Origin of the sequence: Anabaena sp. UHCC 0399 (assembly GCF_034931465.1) — a bacterium.
Taxonomy (GTDB): Bacteria; Cyanobacteriota; Cyanobacteriia; order Cyanobacteriales; family Nostocaceae; genus Trichormus; species Trichormus minutissimus.
Genome location: NZ_JAYGGZ010000004.1, coordinates 149,110 through 168,127, shown reverse-complemented (window position 1 = coordinate 168,127; position 19,018 = coordinate 149,110). Strand labels below are relative to the sequence as shown.

Here is a 19,018-nt window from a genome sequence, read left to right as displayed (position 1 = left end):
AGTTGGTATCGGTGTCGGTATCGGTGTCGGTATCGGTGTCGGAGTTGGTGTCGGTATCGGTGTCGGTGTCGGTATCGGGGTTGGTGTTGGTGTCGGAGTTGGTGTCGGTGTTGGTGTCGGGGTTGGTGTCGGAGTTGGTGTCGGTGTCGGGGTTGGTATCGGTGTTGGTGTCGGTGTCGGGGTTGGTGCCGGTGTGGGAGTGATAACTTGAATATCTACAAACTCTATATTTCCTGAAACCTTAGTTTTATCTATTTGATTACCGACAGACACCAATTTATTGGCACTAGCATTTTGTACATCAAATTTAGCGTTATTGCGTAAAATGTTACCGCCTGGGGTATTAGTATTGCCAAGATCAGGTAGGGCATTAACGATAACAGTCAAACCATCATCAGTATTGTTTTCAATGAGATTATTACGCAATATGGGACGGGAATTACCAGAGGCAATTATCCCAGAACGGTTATCGTAAATTTTGTTATCTATAAGTGTGGGTGATGCAGTGTCACTAATGGCGATACCAAAACCTGTTTTAAAGCAGACATTACCTTGAATTTTACCCTGGGAATTTTTAGCGATCGCAATTCCATTGGCGGCATTCTCGGTAAACACGTTACCAATAATCACTGGGTTGGCATCACCGGTAGCAAATACACCCTCGCGCTTGCAATTAATAAAGGTGCAATTAGTAATGGTGGGGGCGGTTGATTCTGCCCAGACACCACTACCACGACTAGCGGGATTAGTAACAGTCACCCCTCTTAGTTCCGCCCCATCTAACATCACAAAGGTAACATTTTGACCGGCAAAAGTCCGACTGAGGTAGCTTCCACTACCTTCTATGAAAATATTGTTGCCTTTGTTGGCTTCATTACCGATAACTTTGACACTAAAGGGAATCGTGAAGGGGAAAATTTCACCGCTATCGGCTTTGTAATTCCCCTCGGCTAGTTGAATGACAGTATTTGGTGTAGCAACTTTCAGGGCTTGGGTAATCGTTTTAAAGGGGGATTGTTGGCTACCGGGGTTGGTGTCGCTGCCTATAACTGGATTTACGTAAAGATTTTGAGTCATATTTATACTGTAGAAAAATACATAGCCATACTAACGCTAACTGTGAAAATAGCTAGCGATCGCTAACATTTGCAACATTGACTACCAAATTTAGACAGTATATTCCAGAAAATTGTAGGATGGCTGGCTGTGGGGCTTGGCTTGGTATTTTCCCCCATTCTGATTGATTGCTTGGATTCATTCACCTAATTAGTGCAATGAATCAATTTATTCTTCTGGATAATTTAGTGAATCTGGAAAGTGACAGAAGAGCGATAGATGGTAAATAAAATAACACTAGAAAAAGTTTAGATGACGCGATGTGCAACTTATTTTTGAAACCCCTCTCCAAACCTCTCCCCTGCAAGGAGAGAGGCTTTAAATCTTGCTCCCCTTCCCTGTCTCCGACACGCTGCGCGTTGGCGTAGCCTCTCGTTCGCGTAGCGTCTCCCTTTGGGAGAAGAGAATGTAGGGAAGGGGTTGGGGGTTAGGTTTGAGAGAAAGTTGCACACGGCGTTAGATGTTAACTATTAACTATAAGAAATTTGCACCCAGGGCTATTTTTTAGCAATAATTACTTCTGTCAGCAACTTGTATAATACCAATCACCAATCTAATATTTTGCTTATTGTGAAGGCTCTGAGATGTCTATTTGCTGTCCATATTGATTGGTTAAAACAATCGGACGTTGACCAGGTTCAAATTTATATGTTTGTTGCTGCATAACACTTTTAGTTTGGCGCGGATCAAAATTACGGCTAAATTCAGCCTGTAAAATGCTGACGCGTTTTTCTATTTGTTTCACTTCTGTACTAACTTCTCGCAACTTACTTTGCTGTGACCAATGATTTGGCACAAGTTGAACTAATGCGGATATTGCTGTTGCTGAAATAACGAAATTGACAGCTACCTTGGCTGAAACTTCTACAGCCATCACCTTGTAAGAACGTTGGCGAAGATGGCGTTTTGGCCGAGGAATAGCTTGTTGTTTTTGTATAGGTGGTTGTTGTGGAGGTCTAGAAGGTTGAAAAGCGTTCATGATGCTTCTTAAAAAGAGAAATTTCCTGATGAATAAAGCAAGCCATAAATAGCCTATTAGCTATGATTACGACTAAGATTAGCTGACATATTACTTCATTTTTTCCAAATTGCTACACGTATGTTAATTGTCAAAAAAAACAAACCACACGTAAGTAACTGGTTTAACTTAATGGTATTTGTCCACCAGTTTCTGGAAACTGCACCTGATCTGCCAGGATTATTATTCTTTTAGTAATTAATGTCAATTCCAAACCGTATTCTCACTGGTAAATCACAAGTTGTTGTATGATGTATTTTTTTGTGCTTATTTAGTCTTTACCTGTATTCAGGTGGGACTAATTGCTCCCAAGGTATCAAAACAATCTTGCTATTGTCAATTTTAATTTGCTAATACCTGTTAATACGTCTGTATTTATATTGATTGTCATAGCTTTTAGTTAATGATCTCAGTTATATCGTTTCAGTATTAATAAGGTTATTGTCGAATAAAGTTAGTTCTAAATTATACTAAATTAGTTATGACAAGTGTAATAGGGTAAAACCTTAAGTAATCGCCGAAATTGTCTATAGGCTACAAGGGTCATTAATTTTGAATTTTGTAGGCTGGCCTTTTTGACTCAGGTTTAAGACTAACCGTAGGGTATTTTGAATTTTATGGAGCGCAGTGACGCGACTCCTGCCTTGATGCTTCCAAGAGTGGAGCATAAATAATTAGACTCCACTCTTGATAACGTATGGTGGCGTTATTTGTAAAGTTCTGTAGCTAACCGCCAAGCCAGAATGCCTGGGATTAGTGCTACAACTAGCGCAATGTAAACTTGAGTGTCAGAGATAGGCATGGTTGTAAACCTCCTGAGCGTCAAACTAATTTTTAAGAGTTCGTTTACTACTTTTCCTTGTTTTGCCAAAATTGTGGAACATCTTGTTGCATCTTGTAACAAAATCCGTGATGAATTCGGTAGTTTGGGTTATTTTTCAGCAAAAAAATTTATAAAACTATGAGTTTTTATTTGGGGATCGACTTTGGTACTTCAGGGGCGAGGGCAGTGGTAATTGATGAAGCAGCCCAAATCCAGACACAAGTACGATATCCTTGGGCAACAGGGGCGATCGCTGATGTAACATCATGGGAGACGGCATTATGGACGCTGCTGGCGCAAATACCGGAGAATTGGCGGCGAAAAATGAGAGCGATCGCTATTAACGGTACTTCCTCAACTGTGTTATTGTGCGATGATGCAGGCAACCCCATATCTACACCCTTACTCTACAACGACGCGCGGGGATCATTGGTGCTGGATAAATTGAGCCAGATAGCACCGCCAAATCATACAGTCTTCAGCGCAACTTCCAGCTTGGCTAAACTTTTTTGGATGATGCAATTACCCACTTTTAGCGAAGCGAGATATTTCTTACATCAAACTGATTGGTTGGGATTTCTGCTACATGGCCAGTTGGGAATCAGTGACTACCACAATGCTTTAAAGCTGGGTTATGACGTGGAACAATTACAATACCCAGAATGGCTGACAAGTCTGCAACTACCGATTCAACTACCCCAAGTATTAACGCCTGGGACTCCCATAGCAGAATTACGTGCTGAAATTGCCAATCAGTTTTTGTTTCCTCCTAATTGTTTAGTTTGTGCCGGCACTACTGATAGTATTGCGGCCTTTTTAGCCAGTGGTGCAACATCGCCAGGGCAAGCCGTGACTTCCCTGGGTTCAACTTTGGTACTCAAACTTTTGAGTCGTACCCGTGTAGAAGATTCGCGATATGGTATTTACAGCCATCGCCTAGGTAATTTGTGGCTGACGGGTGGTGCTTCTAATACTGGAGGTGCGGTGTTAAGAGAATTTTTCACTGATGCAGAGTTAGAAAATCTGAGTCGTGAAATTGATAGTTCTCAGACCAGTAAGTTAGATTATTATCCCTTGTTGAAAGCAGGGGAACGCTTCCCCATTAACGATCCCAATTTACTCCCACGACTCACACCACGCCCAGATCATCCAGTGGAATTTCTACATGGCTTGTTAGAAAGTATCGCTCGTATAGAAGCGCGAGGCTATGAATTATTACAACAATTAGGTTCTGATAGCTTAAATCGAGTCTATACAGCCGGTGGAGGGGCAAAAAACCATACTTGGGCTGCAATTCGTCAACAGTGTTTAAAAGTGCCAGTAGTCTCGTCTGTGAATACAGAAGCCGCCTATGGAACAGCACTTTTGGCGAAGTCTAAATTTTAATGAATTTAATTTTGCACAACTACTTATCAGTATCATCTGTTCACAAAAATCTGTTAAATCCGTATCTCTCCCAGTGACAATCAATATATCACGGCTGATACTGGGTTTATTAGATACCAGATTCTAAAGTTCCAGGTTCGTCATCTGGGCAGCTATTTGGGGGTAGGTGCTTGTCATCTATCCCCTTAACTCATTTAGGACTTACGCAACTGGCATATTTTTCATGTAGGGGAGGCAAAAAGCGGTATGGATTTTCCTCCCGCTTTATTGCCGTTGTGTGACGCTGCGAAAGTATTTGAACGTAGTCATGAGACTCATAGCGTCACGCACCAACCATCGATTGTGACACTTGCGTAAGTCCTGAATTTATTGAACTAACTTGCGTGGTGCGCGCAACGCGATAGGCTGCGAGTAGGAAATAGCCAAGTGAAAGAAGGACTAAAGTCCTTACTACAAACCTTTAATTAATTTATGCCGTTCTACTTATACAGCAAACAAGCAACTAATAACTAGTTATCACGCAGATCAGCCATTCTTTCCGTAAATACCCGGTGTTAAGCAGTAGTAACTTCTTAAAGCAGATAAAAAAGAATAATTTCTGCTTTTCAAAATCTTTAAGCAGAGTAAAATTATGCTTGTCTTCAAGTTTCGGCAAAGATTATTACAAGGTGTTACTGCCTTAATGTTGGGATTATTTATCACTTCTTCATATAGTTATTTCCGCTATAGATTTATTGCCAATCCCATATATTTGATTAATAGCTTGCCCAGTAGTTTCTTTTTAGAAAAAGCCTTACCTGTAAACTCTACAGTTGATTCTATTGATTTCAGTCCTGATGGACAAACTATCACTATTAGTAGCGGAAAAAACATCCAACTCTATAACCTAAAAACGGGAGAAGAAATTGATATTATCAGTGGAAATTCTTGGGGTGTTAATTCGGCAGTTATCAGTCCAGATGGCAAAATTTTGGCTGGTGGTGGTAGTGATGACACTATCAAACTTTGGGATTTGGGAACAAGAAAAGAAATACTTACTCTCAGAGGACATGACTTGGGAATTAATTCCGTAGTCTTTACCCCCGACAGCAAAACGCTGATTAGTGGTGGTTGGGATAATACTATTAAAATCTGGAATGTAGCCACAGGTGAAAAAATACACACCATAAAAGAAGACGAACTCAAGATTACTTCCATAGCTTTGAGTCCTGATGGTAAGACTATTGCTAGTCCTAGTTGGGAAATAGATAAAACTATCAAACTCTGGGATGTAGAAACAGGTACAAAAGTCCGCACTCTAACAGGACATTCATCTACACTGCGAGCGATCGCTTTTAGTTCTGATAGCAAAACTCTTGCTAGTGCTGCCAATGATAACACTATCAAGCTGTGGAATCTCACAACAGGACAAGAAATCCGCACTTTACAAGGCCTTAGTGCTAACTCTTTGAGCTTTCATCCTAATGGTCAAATTCTCGCAAGTGCAACCAACACAACTCAAAGCATCAGTCATGGCGTTGGAGACAACGATATTAAACTGTGGAATGTCACAACAGGAGAAGAAATTCGCAGTCTCAAGGGACATATATTTGGGGTTTTCTCTCTGGCCTTTAGTCCTGATGGTAAAACTCTTGTCAGTAGTGGTGGAGATGAGACTGTAAAAATTTGGCGGGTGTCACCTTAAGACGGCGTTATTGTTCTGTTTCTACTAGTCTCTGCAAAGCCAACAAAGCAGCACCATAAGCAGGTTCAAAACGAGGAAAGATGATATTTACTTGAGGATATTTCTTCACAATAGATGTATTAAATCTCGCTTGCATCTCACATTTACCCCGCCATACACTTCCTGTTGTGACTATTTCAAACACTGAGTCAGAGTCGAAAATGGCTTCAATTACTGTAGATGTCGCTTTTACTAATTCTTGGACAGCATCATCAATGAGATGATTAGCTACTTCATCACCAGAGGCGGCGGCTAAATCTACAATTGGTGCTAAAGCAGCTATTTGTTTAACTCCCCACCCACGGCGATAGATAACTTCGATTAAATCTTCTATACTTGCCAAATTCAAATGCTGTTGAAAATCTTCTACAAGTCTGGTGTATTTTTCCCGTCCATCATAAGCTTTTAATGCTGCTTGCATCCCGCCAACAGCAATTTGATAGGCACTACCTTCATCGCCTAAAATATACCCCCAGCCACCTACTCGCTTAGTTTCTCCCTGAGAATTACGACCGAAAACTATAGAACCAGTACCGACTGCGACGACAATTCCTACAGCATGACCAATTCCGCCAACTAAAGCAATCAAAGCATCATTACAAATAACAATATTAGATGGCTGAAAATCCCAAATAATAGGTAAAGAATGATTGTTTTGTAATTCTTTGACTATATCTTTGACTATTTTCATATCTTCGGCACGACTGACACCAGCTAAACCAAGATATAGCGAGGTAATTTTGATTGAATTTGTTAATTTTAATGCTTCATTCGCTGCTTGATAAATTGCTGATTCAATAGATTTTAATGCTGCTGCTTTGCCTATACTCTGATAGTTTGCTGCACCTGCTTGACCGCGACCAATGATTTGATGTGTATCATCCATTAAGATACACACTGTTTTGCTACCGCCGCCGTCTATTCCTAAGACATAACGCATGGTTTTCGTAGTATTAATTCTTGTGTTTGTAGTAAGGACTTTAGTGCTTAGATAAATCAGGACTAAAGTCCTTACTACGAATTTAATTTCGCCTATCTGCTTTTAAAGGGATGAAAAATAAAGTCATCATTCCAGGGATTGTCAGGAGACAAACCAGAACAAAAAATAAGGGATATCCTAATGAATTTTGCAAATAGCCGCTAACTATCCCCGGTAGCATCATTCCTAATGCCATAATGCCTGTAGATATGGCGAAGTGAGAGGTTTTATATTCTCCTTGAGAAATGTACATTAAATACACAGTAAAAGCCGTAAACCCAAAACCATAGCCAAATTGTTCTAAGGAAACTAGGGGATAGACTAATTTCATTGAAGGTTTAGTATAAGCCATGTAAACATAAAATAAATCTGGTAAGTTCAAAGCTAAAGCCATAGGCAATATACATTTTTTTAACCCATATCTAGCTATTACTAAACCACCAAGTATGCCACCAAAAATTAGAGATACTACGCCAAATGTGCCATATACTAAACCAACTTCTGATGTATTTAACCCTAGTCCACCTACCTCTGGGTTATCTAACAGAAATAAGGAGGCTATTTTCACAAGCATTGCTTCACCTAATCGATAGAGCAATATAAAAGCTAAGATAGCGAAAATCTTTTCTTGCTGAAAATAGGAAGTAATAATTTTGATAAATGGTATCTGATTAATTTCTTTAGGCTGTCTGGGTTGATCAGACTCCGGTAAGGGTAGAACTAGACGATGAAAGATAAACAGTATTGCCAGTATGACAGCAGAAAAACCAATTGCTACAGTCCAACTTAAGGGAATATTATTTAGGTAACCTTCAAGTAAACCAGCTATAATCACTAAAAACCCAGAGCCGAAGATAACAGCCAGTCTATAAAATAATGAGCGAATACCAGAAAAGAAGGCTTGTTTTTCTGGAGTTAAGGCTAAAAGATAAAAGCCATCTGTAGCTATGTCATAAGTTGCTGAAATAAATGCTCCTAATGTCAAAGCAGCCAGGGAGATAAAAAAGAAATTTGGCAATTGTAAACAAAAAGCTACTATACCCAAACAGCAACACATTGCTAACTGGGTAGAAAGTATCCATTTTCTTTTTGTTGAGTAAATATCTACAATTGGCCCCCAAAACATCTTGATTACCCAAGGTAGATACAGAAAGCTAGTCCATAGGGCAATTTGTGAGTTACTTATACCAAGTTTTTTGTAAAAGATAACAGAAACAGTGTTAATAATGACGTAAGGTACACCAGAAGTAAAATATAGGGTGGGGATATATTCCCAAGGGGAAGATTTAGAATGATTCCGCATTAATTTCCCTGAAAAAAGGTTTTAAAAGCTTCTAAATGAGGTTAACAATGTTTACCTCTTTAGGAATACTTCCTGAAAATTATAAACGTCAATTGTAGTATTAAACAATTTAAAAAATAATATTGATTATTCTATCTTTGGGGCTTTGGGGTACTAAGTAATACTTTTGTATTTATTAATCTAGTGGTGATTGTCAACTCCGTAAAATTTACACAGGCTAATTCCCTAATCCCTACCTACGCAAAACAAGTATGGCTACACCACACTACGTGAACAAAAATCACAGCAGATTACTATTAGGTCATCAAATTTGAATTGAGGGATAAGCAAGTTTGTAGTGTTCGCGTAGCGTCTGTCTACGACACGCTTCGCGAACGTAGAGAGGACTTTAGTCCTGATTTTTCTAAGGACTAAAGTCCTTACTACGAACCTTCAAAACTAACTTGATAGATTACTATAGTAATTAATACTTATTTCTTCCGGCAGAAGGAAAAACAGAATTTAATTAATAAATTACTGGTAAGTGTTTTGCAAAATTAAATTATGAACATTATCGCTTGGATAATTCTTGGTATTATTGCCGGAGCGATCGCCAAGGCTATTTATCCTGGTCGTCAGGGCGGTGGTATCGTGTCAGCAATGATTTTAGGTATCATTGGTGCTTTAATTGGCGGTACTATAGTCACTCTTTTAGAAACAGGAAGACTACAACTGACAGCAGCTACTCTCAGTATTCCTGGTCTGATTGTTGCTATTATCGGTGCAATAATTGCTATTTTTATCTGGGGTTTAATAACTGGACGTACCAGTCACTAAGAAAGTATAAAATTCTTATGGTTAGAGTGAATTTATTCTCAACTAACCTTTATTTAATTACATAAAATATAAAAACTCCACTGCTTAGTATCAAGGGTGGAGTCTAAAATTAAGCTGGCAGAAAACAGTCCTGATGAAACTAGTTTCACAGCCAAGCATGAAAATTTTATTAGGGATTGGGATTTTTATTCCGCATAGGCTTGCGCTCCGCCATACTAAACAGCATTTTCAAATAAATTTGTTTGATTTCTGCTTTTTGACTGATTAGTCAATAGCTTTCTTCAACTCGTCTTTGATGTTTTCTGTAGTGTGAATTACTTGAGCTTCAACTTGCTTTGCTTTGCCTTCTGCTCTATCAGATGGGTTTCCAGTAATTTCGCCAATTCCTTCTTGTAGTTTGCCTTCAATATTTTTGATTGTTGCTTCAACTCTTTTTTCATTACTCATATTAAATAACCTCAAAATTTTAGAACCATTCACATAAGATAAATTATCAGAATCAAATATTTTTTATCACTACCACTAGATAGATCCTCTGATCTATTATTTCATCACCTAAGATAGATGAAAAACAGCAGAAATAGTGAATGGTTGATGAACTAAAGTTCATCAACCATTCCTCATAGATTACACAAATATAATCACTAAAGCTAAAACAATAGCTTAAACACCAACTTTAGCTTTTGACCAAACACCGTTTTCATCTTCATCAAATTTTTGATGGACATCTGCCCAAGCTGCTTGTTCAGCTGTAAACTCATCACTAGTTTCATTTAACACCGCGTTATAGCGTTGAATAAATGTGTTTTGAGCTTCTGATGAAAGATGAGAACGAACTTCAGGAGACAAGTCTTCTGGACTGTTGCAAGGCCCTGGGCAGGGATGAGTTAAAGTTTTGTCAATGGTATTAATTTCTTCTGCACCAGCACTTTCGAGTAGTAACTGAAATTCACCAGCGCGATCGCTTGGGACTTCTACCATGAGTAAAAATTCGCCGGCTTGCAGGCGGGTTTGGTAGATGGCGGCTTTATCTTCAGGCATTCCCAAGGTAGTCAAAACTGATACTAAACCCGCACCAGCACTACCTGCGATCGCACCACTAGCAGCCCCTAACAACAAGGCACTAATGGGGCCGGCTGCCACAATAGGGCCGACAAAAGGAATAAACAGTACACCGACACCTGTCAGCAAGCTGAGAAATGAACCAAACAAAGAACCAAATATTGCTCCTGTTCTTAAACCTCCCAGAATTACATCTCTTTTAGAGATAAATCCGGCAATGCGAGTTTCTGACTGGAAGTTTCTACCCATGACCGAAATATGATCTCTGGGTACACCTCTATCTAATAAACGACGAATTACATCATCGACTTGCTTCTGTTCTTTAAATACGGCGGAAATTGTCCGTTCTGCTTGATAAACTGCTGGCACTTGTATGCTCCTTGAAAATAAGGGACTGGGGATAGGTAATAGGTGAGAGGTGACAGGTGACAGCCCAGATTTTTCACCAGATCCGTAGGTTGGGAAGCCACCGCCTTGGATGAGTCTCCCGACTTGGGGCGAGTGGCGTTTGACGTAAGGAAACCCAACACTGAGATAGATATTAGGTGAGTTATTCCACCAGATATTAAGACGTAGCAATGCTACGTCTCTACTCTTTCCTGTTCCCTGTCACCTGTTCCCTTCTTACACGCCTACAGGGGTTTTAGTTTCTGTTGCTGGTTGTGTACCACTTGGTTGTAATGCTTCTCCTTCAATAAATGAGCGCAGCATCCAAGCTATTTCCTCATGATCTTCCATGAGTTCGGTGAGAAAATCGGCAGTTCCTTGGTCATGGAACTCTTCACCACTGCGGTCTACATGATCTCTCAAGTTGCGAATGATTTGCTCATGATCTTCCATCAGTCGCGCTACCATGTCAGTAGCAGTAGGAACATCTCCGCCATGTTCTTTAAGAGTTGTCATTTGGAGAAATCCCTCCATTGTGCCTATAGGATAACCACCCAAAGCACGAATCCGTTCAGCCAACTCATCAATATTTTCTGTTAGCTCTTGGTAATGTTCTTCCCAGAGTTCATGCAGACTACGGAATTGAGGCCCAACTACATCCCAATGGTACTTTTTGGTTTTTACTAATAGGAGGTAAGAATCTGCTAAATCTTGATTTAACAAATTAATTACACCTTGACGCTGTTCTTCTGTTAAACCAATGTTGATAGTACGCATGGTTTTTTAATTCCTAAGCTAACTTATTTACTAAATTCCCAAATAATAGGCTTTATTTACATCAATCAAAGGAAAGATTATAAAATGACAATTTACTATAACTAAAGTAGCAGTAGATACCTTATTTATGAGATATTAAGGTATCTACTGTCCTAGTATTTTAGGTTTATGCTCAATGTTTAGATAACAGTTTTTTACCTGTCACCTGTCACCTGTCACCTAATTACTTATTACCTGTAACTTTTTCTAAGAAACTCTTAACTTCATCTTCTACGGAAGTTGCACTTTGGGAATTTGCTGGACGCTTCATCTTATCTATATCAGCAGCCCCTTGTACTTCATTAAGTCCCTCGTTGGATTTTTTTTGCACTTCTTTTAGTGTGGGGGGTGGAGACTTAGCTACTTCATCGGTTTGGCGTTGTGTTTCTAGAAGTTGTGTAGTAGCTTCTGTTGGGTCACTTTGGTAGCTCTCGATAGCAAAAGCTGGAATGGTGCTAGATAAAAGTAGCAACGCACAGGTAAAGGCGATAATCAAAAACTTGAATTGGCTTATAACAGAGCTAAAAATCTTCATTGTTAATCCTCAATTACATTTTGCAAAACTCATAACTTAATCGACTTGATAGAATTTTGTTGAATTAAGACATACTTTCTATCTATTTTGATAAAGTTATGATTGTTTAGACCCTGTTGAAAAATCCTGGTATTTTCCTATATGATTTAAATAGGTAAATAATAAATTAATTGTGTTTCAGGATATTTTGGCTAGCAAGGTTTACGCAATAACTATATTGTTACCGAAAAAATTATATTAAAAATCGACCCATAGAAATAAATTTATTGTATTCATATAAAAAATAAAATCATTCTTGTGATATATCGACTAAATAGATTTATTTGTTTTGCTAAAAGGCATAACTTTAAATAAGTTCAAATCAATAATTCTCTATTACTTCAGATAGAGGTTCTTGTACCAGTAAAATCACGGCAAAAAATTATCGCTACTACTGAGTAAATACTCAGTGTAATACCAGCAACACTTATAAGATTTTTTGTGAATGTAATAATATTTTTAAGAGAAAACCGCGATCGCCTCAAATCTATTTTCCGCAAATGCGCTGATGGTTTAGTATCCCATCTTCATAAATTCCGCAGAAACACGGTTACGCTAATTTGTGGTTTCGATCAACACTGCAATCATCAAGTTGATGAGGGTCCAGTTATGATTAGCCCTGTAACTAATGTCATTCGATGCAATGTACAAAAAGCTAAAGAGGTAGGTCTCAAATGGGAAAATGCTTCATGTAGCGACCTGAGAACTTATTGTTTAGAAATTCTTAAGGAAATTGGATGTAGTGATAACGAACTTCCTGACAACTTACAAACACGAGAACAGCAATTAAATTTTATTACAGGTTTTGCATCTTTTGCTTTTGGGGAGGTGCAAAATGTCCAAAGCTGTAATTGAAGATATTTTTTACGATCCCGAATGGTCAGAAGAGACTACTTTTCCGGCAACAGATAGAGATTTATTGATTCTGACAGAAAAGCTTTCCGATGAAGAAGTCCCTACCAAAGTTTTCTTTCAAGCGATCGCGATCGCTGCTTACGATGGTGCAGCTGCTTTCCGCTATGCTGATAATTATCTAACTACTGTTAAAAATAAGCATAAGCGCAAGCGTCAAAATGTACTTTTGTTAAGACAACCGTTGTTTAATTTTAGCCAAAATTGATTACTGAACTAGTTTCTAAAAGTTGCAGGTGTAGGTTTTTTATACCACGGCGAGTTTTATCCCAATTCAAAATTCAAAATTTTTTTCTGGCATTTATTTACATTATCTGTAAAAAACCTACACACATATCAACTCTCTACCAACCTCTGCATCTAATTAATACTCCTTAGCGAGAAACTCTGACGCATGATGCTCCACCAGGAGGCGGATCAGCAAAAACTGCTAAGGTATGATATTCCGGTTCTTCATTTCCATAGAGAACTCTAAAAGTATATAGTTTTGGTTGACCTTGAGCGTCGGTAATTACTGTTAAAAGTGTATTATTAGTGTTGGGCAATCCGGGAATTTTCAGTTTGGCAATGCGTCGCAGTTGAATGACATTAGCTCCTGAGTTTTTACAATCTCCTGTAGCACCACTTTCTTGACCAAACTGCATACACATAGGGCCATCAAAGTCTAATATTACTTGTGATGGGTCGTTGAGCCAAACCTTTCTAATGGTTTCGCCTGCGGGAATAAAGCTTAAGTTTGTTCCTTGCTGATACCAAACTTTGATAGTGGGTACAACTCCCCCTAAACCCTGCGCTTGACAGGAAAAAATTGACCGGAGAACAGCGTTATTAGCTGTAGCACGACCTGCTAATAATAAGATTGCTCCTGCAAATATCAGAGAAACACCGTTGCAGAAATGACGATGTAACCTGGTATTCGTTAGGGAAAGAGGGTGCGTAAGCTTGCATTCTTTCATTTTAAAATTGCATTGATTGATTGACATATATCTCAACTTCAGTTCCAGCAGATAGCAGCCAAATATTGCTTTTTTGCATCATTTGCGCGATCGCTTGTTGATTGCGCTGGGAAATTTGGGGAACGACGGAATTTAGACCACCTTCGAGTACCCCAGCCCAGATATTTCTGCGATTGGAGTCGTTGGTGACAACGGTACTACCACCGTTGACGGTAACTTGGGAATCGGTACGGTTATATAACTCTGCGGCTTTGGCCATTCCACCTAACACAAATAGTCCTGCATCCATTGATGCTATTGATGAGCTGGAATTGGGATATTGTCGTGCTACGAGGGGACGACCACCAGAAGCACGGATGAGCAGTGCATTATCAGGTATGCCTCTTTCTGTTGGGTTGCCATTATTTTGGACAATGACTTTGACTATCTTCAACTGTACTAAACCCTGTTCAGAAATCGAGCTTACTTGTGTCAATAACTCAGTTTTAGCAGGTAAAGCGATCGCGCCATCTATGCCTTTGAGTGGTTCTCGCAGCTGCACAACAAATATATTGGGATTGTCGTTATTATTATCATTACCTCTGACTCTAGTAGTTTCACCAAATGCAGCCGTTGCCAGAATACCTTTGGCACTAGTTCCTACCTTGAGAGATTTAGGGGCTTGATATCTTGCTTGGCTGATGACTGGAGCATTTCTTCCTGGTGCTTGGGATATTCTAGGATTGACAGGCTGCGGTGGCACATAATTATTATTTGTCTGTGGGCGAACAGCAGCAGTTACTCTAGGGGCATCACCCATCGTTACCTCTCCATAACTACCCAACTTGGCTAACCTTGACCATTCTGCAAATGGGTTGGGTGTTGGTGGTGCAATCGTTGGTGAGACTGGAGGAAGTGGTGGGGGTGGTAGCTGTGAAATGGCAGCATTGGCTATAGGTACGGGTGGCGGTAGATAGGGATTTGCTGCAACTCGCTCAACTATCACCGTGCGTGGTGCAGGCTGCGTTGAGAATCGGTCAGTTGTCGTACTAGGGTTATTTTGTGTAGTGGGAGTGGGTGTAACTGTTGGACGTGCAGAGGGTGTGATGGCATTTCTCAGATTTTGTTGTGCAGTCTTCACCGCCTGAGCTTGTTCAGCTAGAGCTAATTTAGTCTTGAGAGTTTCTACTTCTTGCTGTAGGTTTGGTTCTGGAGATAAATTAGCAATTGGTGATGGCGTGGGGGATACAACGATAGGTTTTGGCTTTTGATTGTTACCGCTCATCATTTGCGATAAAAACACCCCAGCCACCACCACGATAGTTAAGGTAACCGTACCCACTAAGGCTAATTTGGCGAAGGGATTAGAGGCTAGGGGTTGTTCTGTTGGAGCTGCTGGTGGTGCAGAAGGAGATACTTCATCTCCCAGAGATTGACGATTAACATCTATAGATTCTTCTTCCAAGCCAACCAACTTCGCCATCTTTGATTCCCAATCATCTAATTGGTAATCCTCAGTGGTTAAAGGAGTGAGTGGTTTCGGGGGTGTTTCGGAAATAGCAGAATAGGGAGTCATGGTGTAATGCTTAGTTGGAATTACCTGAACAGTTTTTGTCTTCGAGGTCGCAGATATTATAAATTTCTAACCGAGCTTCACCCAAACGGTAAGCGGCTAAATGCCAGGGTAGGGGTGTAGGGGGTAGAGAAATTACTGATTCATCTATAGCTCTTACTAAAACTTGTTTATTAAAGGAAATTGACCTACCTAAGTTATCAGAATTATTAAAAATTAATTGATTAGCCAAAATTTCTACCTTCCATTTTCCTTCACCAACGGGGGTTGGCTGGGAAATTCTCTGGATGATGAATATATGTTCATCACTTCTATTAGTATTGCCAAATTTCCGAGAGAAATTCAAATTATTAATCTCAGATAAAAATTTTGATTGGAAATTACTAGCTAATAACGAAGAACTAGTTTCCCAGATGGTTGCTTGTGGCTGTTTGGATGACCAAGTGAGCATCAGAGTCATAGTTTCACCCACAAAGCGGCGAATTGTTTCTGGATGTCTCTCTATACTTGATTTTGGGTCTACTGTAATCGCATTACCGTTGACAAGTTGCACTAAACTGCGCGGTGTTAATCGCTGATTTAATAGCTCTAACATCGACCCGTGAAACATCAACAACAGTAAGGTAAACAGGTGTAACCCAAACGTGCCGACAGCCAACAGAGGGAGAATACTACTTTTTCTAGTTTCAGATTTCAGTAATTGCATAGCGTGAGTAGAGAATAGAAGCTGTCTTACTCTGTGCCTCTGTGTCTCTGTGGTTAAATCTTTTTCACCACAGAGGCACATTCGCGGAGCGTCCCGCAGGGAAGACACAGAGAAAAAATATTATTTAATGAAACTATCATTTGTACATGGATTTGATTGATTTGTCTCTCCACTGTTATAGTTATCTATCAAACATAAATTCCGAAGTTCATAAATTTCTAATTTGTCAGTGCGACTACTATAAATGGCTTTTTGCAAGTCGGTGCTATTTTCTACTAAGGGATAGGGAAAATAATCTACTGCACGTACCAATAAATCTTTATTAAACGGAGTAATTAATCTTTGACCATCAGCTTGTTTTTTTTGTATCAAGTCAGCTACCATCCCTACCCGCCACTGACCAGGAGAGATTTGTACGGGGGGATAGACTCGCTTGATAATTAGTTGTGCGGTCATGATTTGATTGGGGTTAGTAGCAAAAACCTCTGGTGGAGTCATGTCAGCTACCACACTCAAAAAACCTTTGCGAAAATCTTCAGAGATGGCGAAACTGGCTACCCAACTGCTAGTAGTAACCTTTTGGCTACCACCGGTTGGTGTTCTGACTAAAATTCCCGTGTCGGTTTTGGGTTTGGCGACTTCTTCAATAGTTTGTGGGGGTAAAGTTCCTGACCAATTAAACATTGACATCATCGTTTTACTGACAAACTGACGAATAGCTTGGGGTTCTCTGGCTAATTCATCAATATTATTAATCGGTTGACCATCAATTGTCTGCACAAAAGTAGGAGGTTTTCGCAGGCTCAATTGGCGGATATTCAACCCTTGTACCAGGAAAATTAATAATACTAAGAAGTGTAAACCAAAAGTGGCGATCGCAAATACTGTTAAAGCACTAATTTTTTGTTCTTTTTTTCTCGTCAATAAATTAGCCATCGCTACTTTACCCCTTTTATATTCTGTCTCTGACTAATTCCGATGAATTACTAATAGCATTAAATACTGACATTCCCCCTAAACCAGCCAAAATCAAAGATAATAGTGGTGCTAAGATTCCTAAGAAGATGATAAACCACATTAAATCAGGATTAGCATTAGGGTCTTGTGCTGGGCCATTCACTATCACTGCGGCAGTTAAGACGGCAATAATATTGAAGGAAATTTTAGCAATTCCCGCCGCTAAAAATCCTGTTATCCAAGCGAAAATAGGCTTACCAGCGACGGGTAGTAAAGAACCACCCACAGCTAAAGGGCCTAAAGCTGCTATTAACAGCATGGTAGCTTCTATTAAATTTTGAAAAGCAAACTGTAAAGAGATTAAAAAGTTTTTAATCGTGGTTTGAGCCGTATTACCTAACAAGGAATTAAAGTTATTTTCAGTAACAATTCCTGTGCCGAATCTAATTTGATTGACTTGAGTTTCTAGTCTACTAATCCAAGTTTGATCACCGTACAAATTTCTATATTCACTCCAGAGATTATCAATTCTCTCACTGGCTTTAGTTAAGCATTGGGTTTGTTGTTCTCCAGTTAGTGACTGACAAGGACGTAGTAATGAACCAGCTACTTCTTCGGCTACACTCATATTTAATGCTTGCTGATAAACTTGATTGGCATTGGCTGTAGTGATTACTTGCTGGTTGACTATATTAATAAAATTTCTGACTCCCAAGGTCAAGTTTGAAAGAATGCTACCATTACCAGCATTACTTAATAGCACTACGACTATAAAAGGCCAAACAAGTGCCGATATCGGACGGGAATATTCACTGTGAATAACATCTTTGAGCCATTGCATCATGAAAAATAGGAGTGTTCCAACGGCGAAGAATACACCTAGGTTGGTTAATGCTCCATAGAGGTTGTTATTGGTATCATTTTGTAGTAAGTCTAGCCATTGATTGTCCCAACTCTCGGCTAGGCGGCGAGCAGTTGTTGCACCACTATTTAGGGTGTCGGTAATGCCAATTTCTGCTAGGATTTGTTTCGCGCATTCAACGGAGTTGTTCCCGAAGGGTAGGCGCATTCGCGGAGCGTTCTGTAGGAAAGGCGCAAAGGTAGTCATACATATTTATCTGTATACTTTGGTATTTATGATTAATTCTCTGGTTTTGTACCAAATAATTCTATCTGGGAAGTGGTGCGTAATAGTCTGGATGCTTCTGTGGCTGAATCTAATCTCCTCGCTCGATTTGATTCTTCCATTTGTTGGGAAATGTTGGCTAAGTTTAAATTGGAGTATTGAATAAATTGATTTGTTTGCAAAGTTTGGGCTAAGTTTTCAGCTATTATTTTTGATTGTTCACTCTGGATTTTAATACTTTGAAGCTGTAAGTTGGACTGTTCTCTTTTGACAAAGCTTTCTGTAACACCAGGAGGTAAATTATTGACAATAATATCGAATATACTATTAGATTCATTATTAATATTAGTAATAGTGTCTATGGTGCGTTCAGTATTTTCTAGTTTATTTTTTGTTCTGATTTGGGCATCTCTACCTAAAACACCTACGACTGAACTACGAGTAATTACTCGATTGATTTCGTTGGTGACTGAATTAGAATGTACAGCCTGATTGTTTTCAAATTTATCAGGGATAGAATTAAAAAATAAAATACCTTGCCGGGCTTGTTTTCCTGCATCTACTGGATTAGGTAGATTCAAATCACCACGAGAATTATTCAGCGCATTTTGTGAGTTATTTTCTAAACTGTCACTGAGGTTATTGCTCAGGTAGTTTTGAAAGTCTGTAGAGTAATATTGAAAGTCTACCCAAACTTTACCTAATTGTGCGATCGCAGGCAAAATTAATAAGGCGGAAAAAGCTAACGTAAATGCAATGGTTTTTTTCATTTACTTATCCTCTGAGTTACATACTTATATTTCTCG

At 39.3% G+C, this 19,018-nt stretch carries 20 protein-coding genes; 5 read left to right on the top strand and 15 right to left on the bottom strand.

Translation table 11 applies throughout. The annotated features are described in order from the left end of the window. The 3 genes from VB693_RS03695 to psaM all read right to left on the bottom strand — a co-directional run. The coding region (locus VB693_RS03695) for a DUF1565 domain-containing protein (protein WP_323265095.1) at positions 1 to 1,077 on the bottom strand (1,077 nt) is incomplete at its 3' end. 604 nt (positions 1,078 to 1,681) lie between these two features. Further along, a complete protein-coding gene (locus VB693_RS03690; protein WP_323265094.1) occupies positions 1,682 to 2,095 on the bottom strand; it encodes a hypothetical protein in 414 nt (137 codons plus the stop codon). Positions 2,096 to 2,840: 745 nt separating this feature from the next. Further along, a complete protein-coding gene (gene psaM, locus VB693_RS03685) occupies positions 2,841 to 2,936 on the bottom strand; it encodes a photosystem I reaction center subunit XII (protein ID WP_027404816.1) in 96 nt (31 codons plus the stop codon). 159 nt (positions 2,937 to 3,095) lie between these two features. Here psaM and VB693_RS03680 point away from each other — a divergent pair, with 159 nt between their 5' ends. Then, positions 3,096 to 4,343 carry an FGGY-family carbohydrate kinase gene (locus VB693_RS03680; protein ID WP_323265093.1) on the top strand — a complete coding sequence of 416 codons (1,248 nt, stop codon included), beginning with the start codon at positions 3,096 to 3,098 and terminating at the stop codon, positions 4,341 to 4,343. A gap of 631 nt (positions 4,344 to 4,974) precedes the next feature. Further along, positions 4,975 to 6,027, top strand: a complete 1,053-nt coding sequence (locus VB693_RS03675) for a WD40 repeat domain-containing protein (protein WP_323265092.1) — start codon at positions 4,975 to 4,977, stop codon at positions 6,025 to 6,027. A gap of 7 nt (positions 6,028 to 6,034) precedes the next feature. Here the strand turns inward: VB693_RS03675 and VB693_RS03670 are convergent, their stop codons facing one another. Further along, positions 6,035 to 7,006 (bottom strand): N-acetylglucosamine kinase, encoded by a 972-nt coding sequence (locus tag VB693_RS03670; protein ID WP_323265091.1) that lies wholly within the window; start codon positions 7,004 to 7,006, stop codon positions 6,035 to 6,037. An 82-nt stretch (positions 7,007 to 7,088) separates the two neighbouring features. Then, on the bottom strand, positions 7,089 to 8,348 hold the full coding sequence (locus VB693_RS03665; RefSeq protein ID WP_323265090.1) for an MFS transporter: 1,260 nt from the start codon (positions 8,346 to 8,348) through the stop codon (positions 7,089 to 7,091). Between the two features lie 543 nt (positions 8,349 to 8,891). Here VB693_RS03665 and VB693_RS03660 point away from each other — a divergent pair. Then, complete coding sequence (locus VB693_RS03660; protein ID WP_190705353.1) at positions 8,892 to 9,164, top strand: GlsB/YeaQ/YmgE family stress response membrane protein; 273 nt, start codon at positions 8,892 to 8,894, stop codon at positions 9,162 to 9,164. A gap of 264 nt (positions 9,165 to 9,428) precedes the next feature. Here the strand turns inward: VB693_RS03660 and VB693_RS03655 are convergent, their stop codons facing one another. From VB693_RS03655 to VB693_RS03640, 4 genes are all read right to left on the bottom strand, one after another. Then, on the bottom strand, positions 9,429 to 9,611 hold the full coding sequence (locus tag VB693_RS03655) for a CsbD family protein (RefSeq protein WP_190705351.1): 183 nt from the start codon (positions 9,609 to 9,611) through the stop codon (positions 9,429 to 9,431). Between the two features lie 216 nt (positions 9,612 to 9,827). Then, positions 9,828 to 10,595 carry a ChaB family protein gene (locus VB693_RS03650; protein ID WP_190705348.1) on the bottom strand — a complete coding sequence of 256 codons (768 nt, stop codon included), beginning with the start codon at positions 10,593 to 10,595 and terminating at the stop codon, positions 9,828 to 9,830. Positions 10,596 to 10,850: 255 nt separating this feature from the next. Further along, the gene (locus tag VB693_RS03645) at positions 10,851 to 11,390 is read right to left on the bottom strand and encodes a Dps family protein (RefSeq protein ID WP_190705345.1); all 540 of its coding nucleotides are present in this window, start codon (positions 11,388 to 11,390) and stop codon (positions 10,851 to 10,853) included. A 223-nt stretch (positions 11,391 to 11,613) separates the two neighbouring features. Next, positions 11,614 to 11,964, bottom strand: a complete 351-nt coding sequence (locus tag VB693_RS03640) for a hypothetical protein (RefSeq protein ID WP_323265089.1) — start codon at positions 11,962 to 11,964, stop codon at positions 11,614 to 11,616. A gap of 648 nt (positions 11,965 to 12,612) precedes the next feature. Here VB693_RS03640 and VB693_RS03635 point away from each other — a divergent pair. Both VB693_RS03635 and VB693_RS03630 read left to right on the top strand, forming a co-directional pair. Next, the gene (locus tag VB693_RS03635; RefSeq protein WP_190705508.1) at positions 12,613 to 12,858 is read left to right on the top strand and encodes a hypothetical protein; all 246 of its coding nucleotides are present in this window, start codon (positions 12,613 to 12,615) and stop codon (positions 12,856 to 12,858) included. Next, positions 12,839 to 13,123: a hypothetical protein gene (locus VB693_RS03630; RefSeq protein WP_323265088.1), complete on the top strand. Its 285-nt coding sequence runs from the start codon at positions 12,839 to 12,841 to the stop codon at positions 13,121 to 13,123. The genes VB693_RS03635 and VB693_RS03630 overlap by 20 nt, the downstream gene beginning before the upstream one ends. A gap of 166 nt (positions 13,124 to 13,289) precedes the next feature. On the opposite strand, the gene VB693_RS03625 is transcribed toward VB693_RS03630, so the two are convergent. The 6 genes from VB693_RS03625 to VB693_RS03600 all read right to left on the bottom strand — a co-directional run bounded on the left by VB693_RS03625 (position 13,290) and on the right by VB693_RS03600 (position 18,982). Further along, a complete protein-coding gene (locus VB693_RS03625) occupies positions 13,290 to 13,871 on the bottom strand; it encodes a hypothetical protein (protein ID WP_323265087.1) in 582 nt (193 codons plus the stop codon). A 1-nt stretch (position 13,872) separates the two neighbouring features. Next, complete coding sequence (locus tag VB693_RS03620) at positions 13,873 to 15,426, bottom strand: TrbI/VirB10 family protein (RefSeq protein ID WP_323265086.1); 1,554 nt, start codon at positions 15,424 to 15,426, stop codon at positions 13,873 to 13,875. Positions 15,427 to 15,436: 10 nt separating this feature from the next. After that, positions 15,437 to 16,129: a hypothetical protein gene (locus tag VB693_RS03615; RefSeq protein ID WP_190705332.1), complete on the bottom strand. Its 693-nt coding sequence runs from the start codon at positions 16,127 to 16,129 to the stop codon at positions 15,437 to 15,439. A 120-nt stretch (positions 16,130 to 16,249) separates the two neighbouring features. After that, entirely contained in the window at positions 16,250 to 17,065 is an 816-nt protein-coding gene (locus VB693_RS03610) for a hypothetical protein (RefSeq protein WP_323265085.1), read from the bottom strand. A 16-nt stretch (positions 17,066 to 17,081) separates the two neighbouring features. Next, on the bottom strand, positions 17,082 to 18,155 hold the full coding sequence (locus VB693_RS03605; RefSeq protein ID WP_323265123.1) for a hypothetical protein: 1,074 nt from the start codon (positions 18,153 to 18,155) through the stop codon (positions 17,082 to 17,084). Between the two features lie 71 nt (positions 18,156 to 18,226). Further along, complete coding sequence (locus VB693_RS03600) at positions 18,227 to 18,982, bottom strand: hypothetical protein (protein ID WP_323265084.1); 756 nt, start codon at positions 18,980 to 18,982, stop codon at positions 18,227 to 18,229. Positions 18,983 to 19,018 lie beyond the last annotated feature (36 nt).

Excerpts from the sequence above, each read along its gene's own strand:
- VB693_RS03690 (WP_323265094.1), bottom strand. The coding sequence starts at position 2,095 with ATGAACGCTTTTCAACCTTCTAGACCTCCACAACAACCACCTATACAA.
- VB693_RS03600 (WP_323265084.1), bottom strand. The coding sequence starts at position 18,982 with ATGAAAAAAACCATTGCATTTACGTTAGCTTTTTCCGCCTTATTAATT.
- VB693_RS03640 (WP_323265089.1), bottom strand. The coding sequence starts at position 11,964 with ATGAAGATTTTTAGCTCTGTTATAAGCCAATTCAAGTTTTTGATTATC.
- VB693_RS03655 (WP_190705351.1), bottom strand. The coding sequence starts at position 9,611 with ATGAGTAATGAAAAAAGAGTTGAAGCAACAATCAAAAATATTGAAGGC.
- VB693_RS03605 (WP_323265123.1), bottom strand. The coding sequence starts at position 18,155 with ATGCGCCTACCCTTCGGGAACAACTCCGTTGAATGCGCGAAACAAATC.
- VB693_RS03680 (WP_323265093.1), top strand. The coding sequence starts at position 3,096 with ATGAGTTTTTATTTGGGGATCGACTTTGGTACTTCAGGGGCGAGGGCA.
- VB693_RS03670 (WP_323265091.1), bottom strand. The coding sequence starts at position 7,006 with ATGCGTTATGTCTTAGGAATAGACGGCGGCGGTAGCAAAACAGTGTGT.
- VB693_RS03665 (WP_323265090.1), bottom strand. The coding sequence starts at position 8,348 with ATGCGGAATCATTCTAAATCTTCCCCTTGGGAATATATCCCCACCCTA.
- psaM (WP_027404816.1), bottom strand. The coding sequence starts at position 2,936 with ATGCCTATCTCTGACACTCAAGTTTACATTGCGCTAGTTGTAGCACTA.
- VB693_RS03620 (WP_323265086.1), bottom strand. The coding sequence starts at position 15,426 with ATGACTCCCTATTCTGCTATTTCCGAAACACCCCCGAAACCACTCACT.
- VB693_RS03660 (WP_190705353.1), top strand. The coding sequence starts at position 8,892 with ATGAACATTATCGCTTGGATAATTCTTGGTATTATTGCCGGAGCGATC.
- VB693_RS03645 (WP_190705345.1), bottom strand. The coding sequence starts at position 11,390 with ATGCGTACTATCAACATTGGTTTAACAGAAGAACAGCGTCAAGGTGTA.
- VB693_RS03630 (WP_323265088.1), top strand. The coding sequence starts at position 12,839 with ATGTCCAAAGCTGTAATTGAAGATATTTTTTACGATCCCGAATGGTCA.
- VB693_RS03615 (WP_190705332.1), bottom strand. The coding sequence starts at position 16,129 with ATGCAATTACTGAAATCTGAAACTAGAAAAAGTAGTATTCTCCCTCTG.
- VB693_RS03625 (WP_323265087.1), bottom strand. The coding sequence starts at position 13,871 with ATGAAAGAATGCAAGCTTACGCACCCTCTTTCCCTAACGAATACCAGG.
- VB693_RS03610 (WP_323265085.1), bottom strand. The coding sequence starts at position 17,065 with ATGGCTAATTTATTGACGAGAAAAAAAGAACAAAAAATTAGTGCTTTA.
- VB693_RS03635 (WP_190705508.1), top strand. The coding sequence starts at position 12,613 with ATGATTAGCCCTGTAACTAATGTCATTCGATGCAATGTACAAAAAGCT.
- VB693_RS03675 (WP_323265092.1), top strand. The coding sequence starts at position 4,975 with ATGCTTGTCTTCAAGTTTCGGCAAAGATTATTACAAGGTGTTACTGCC.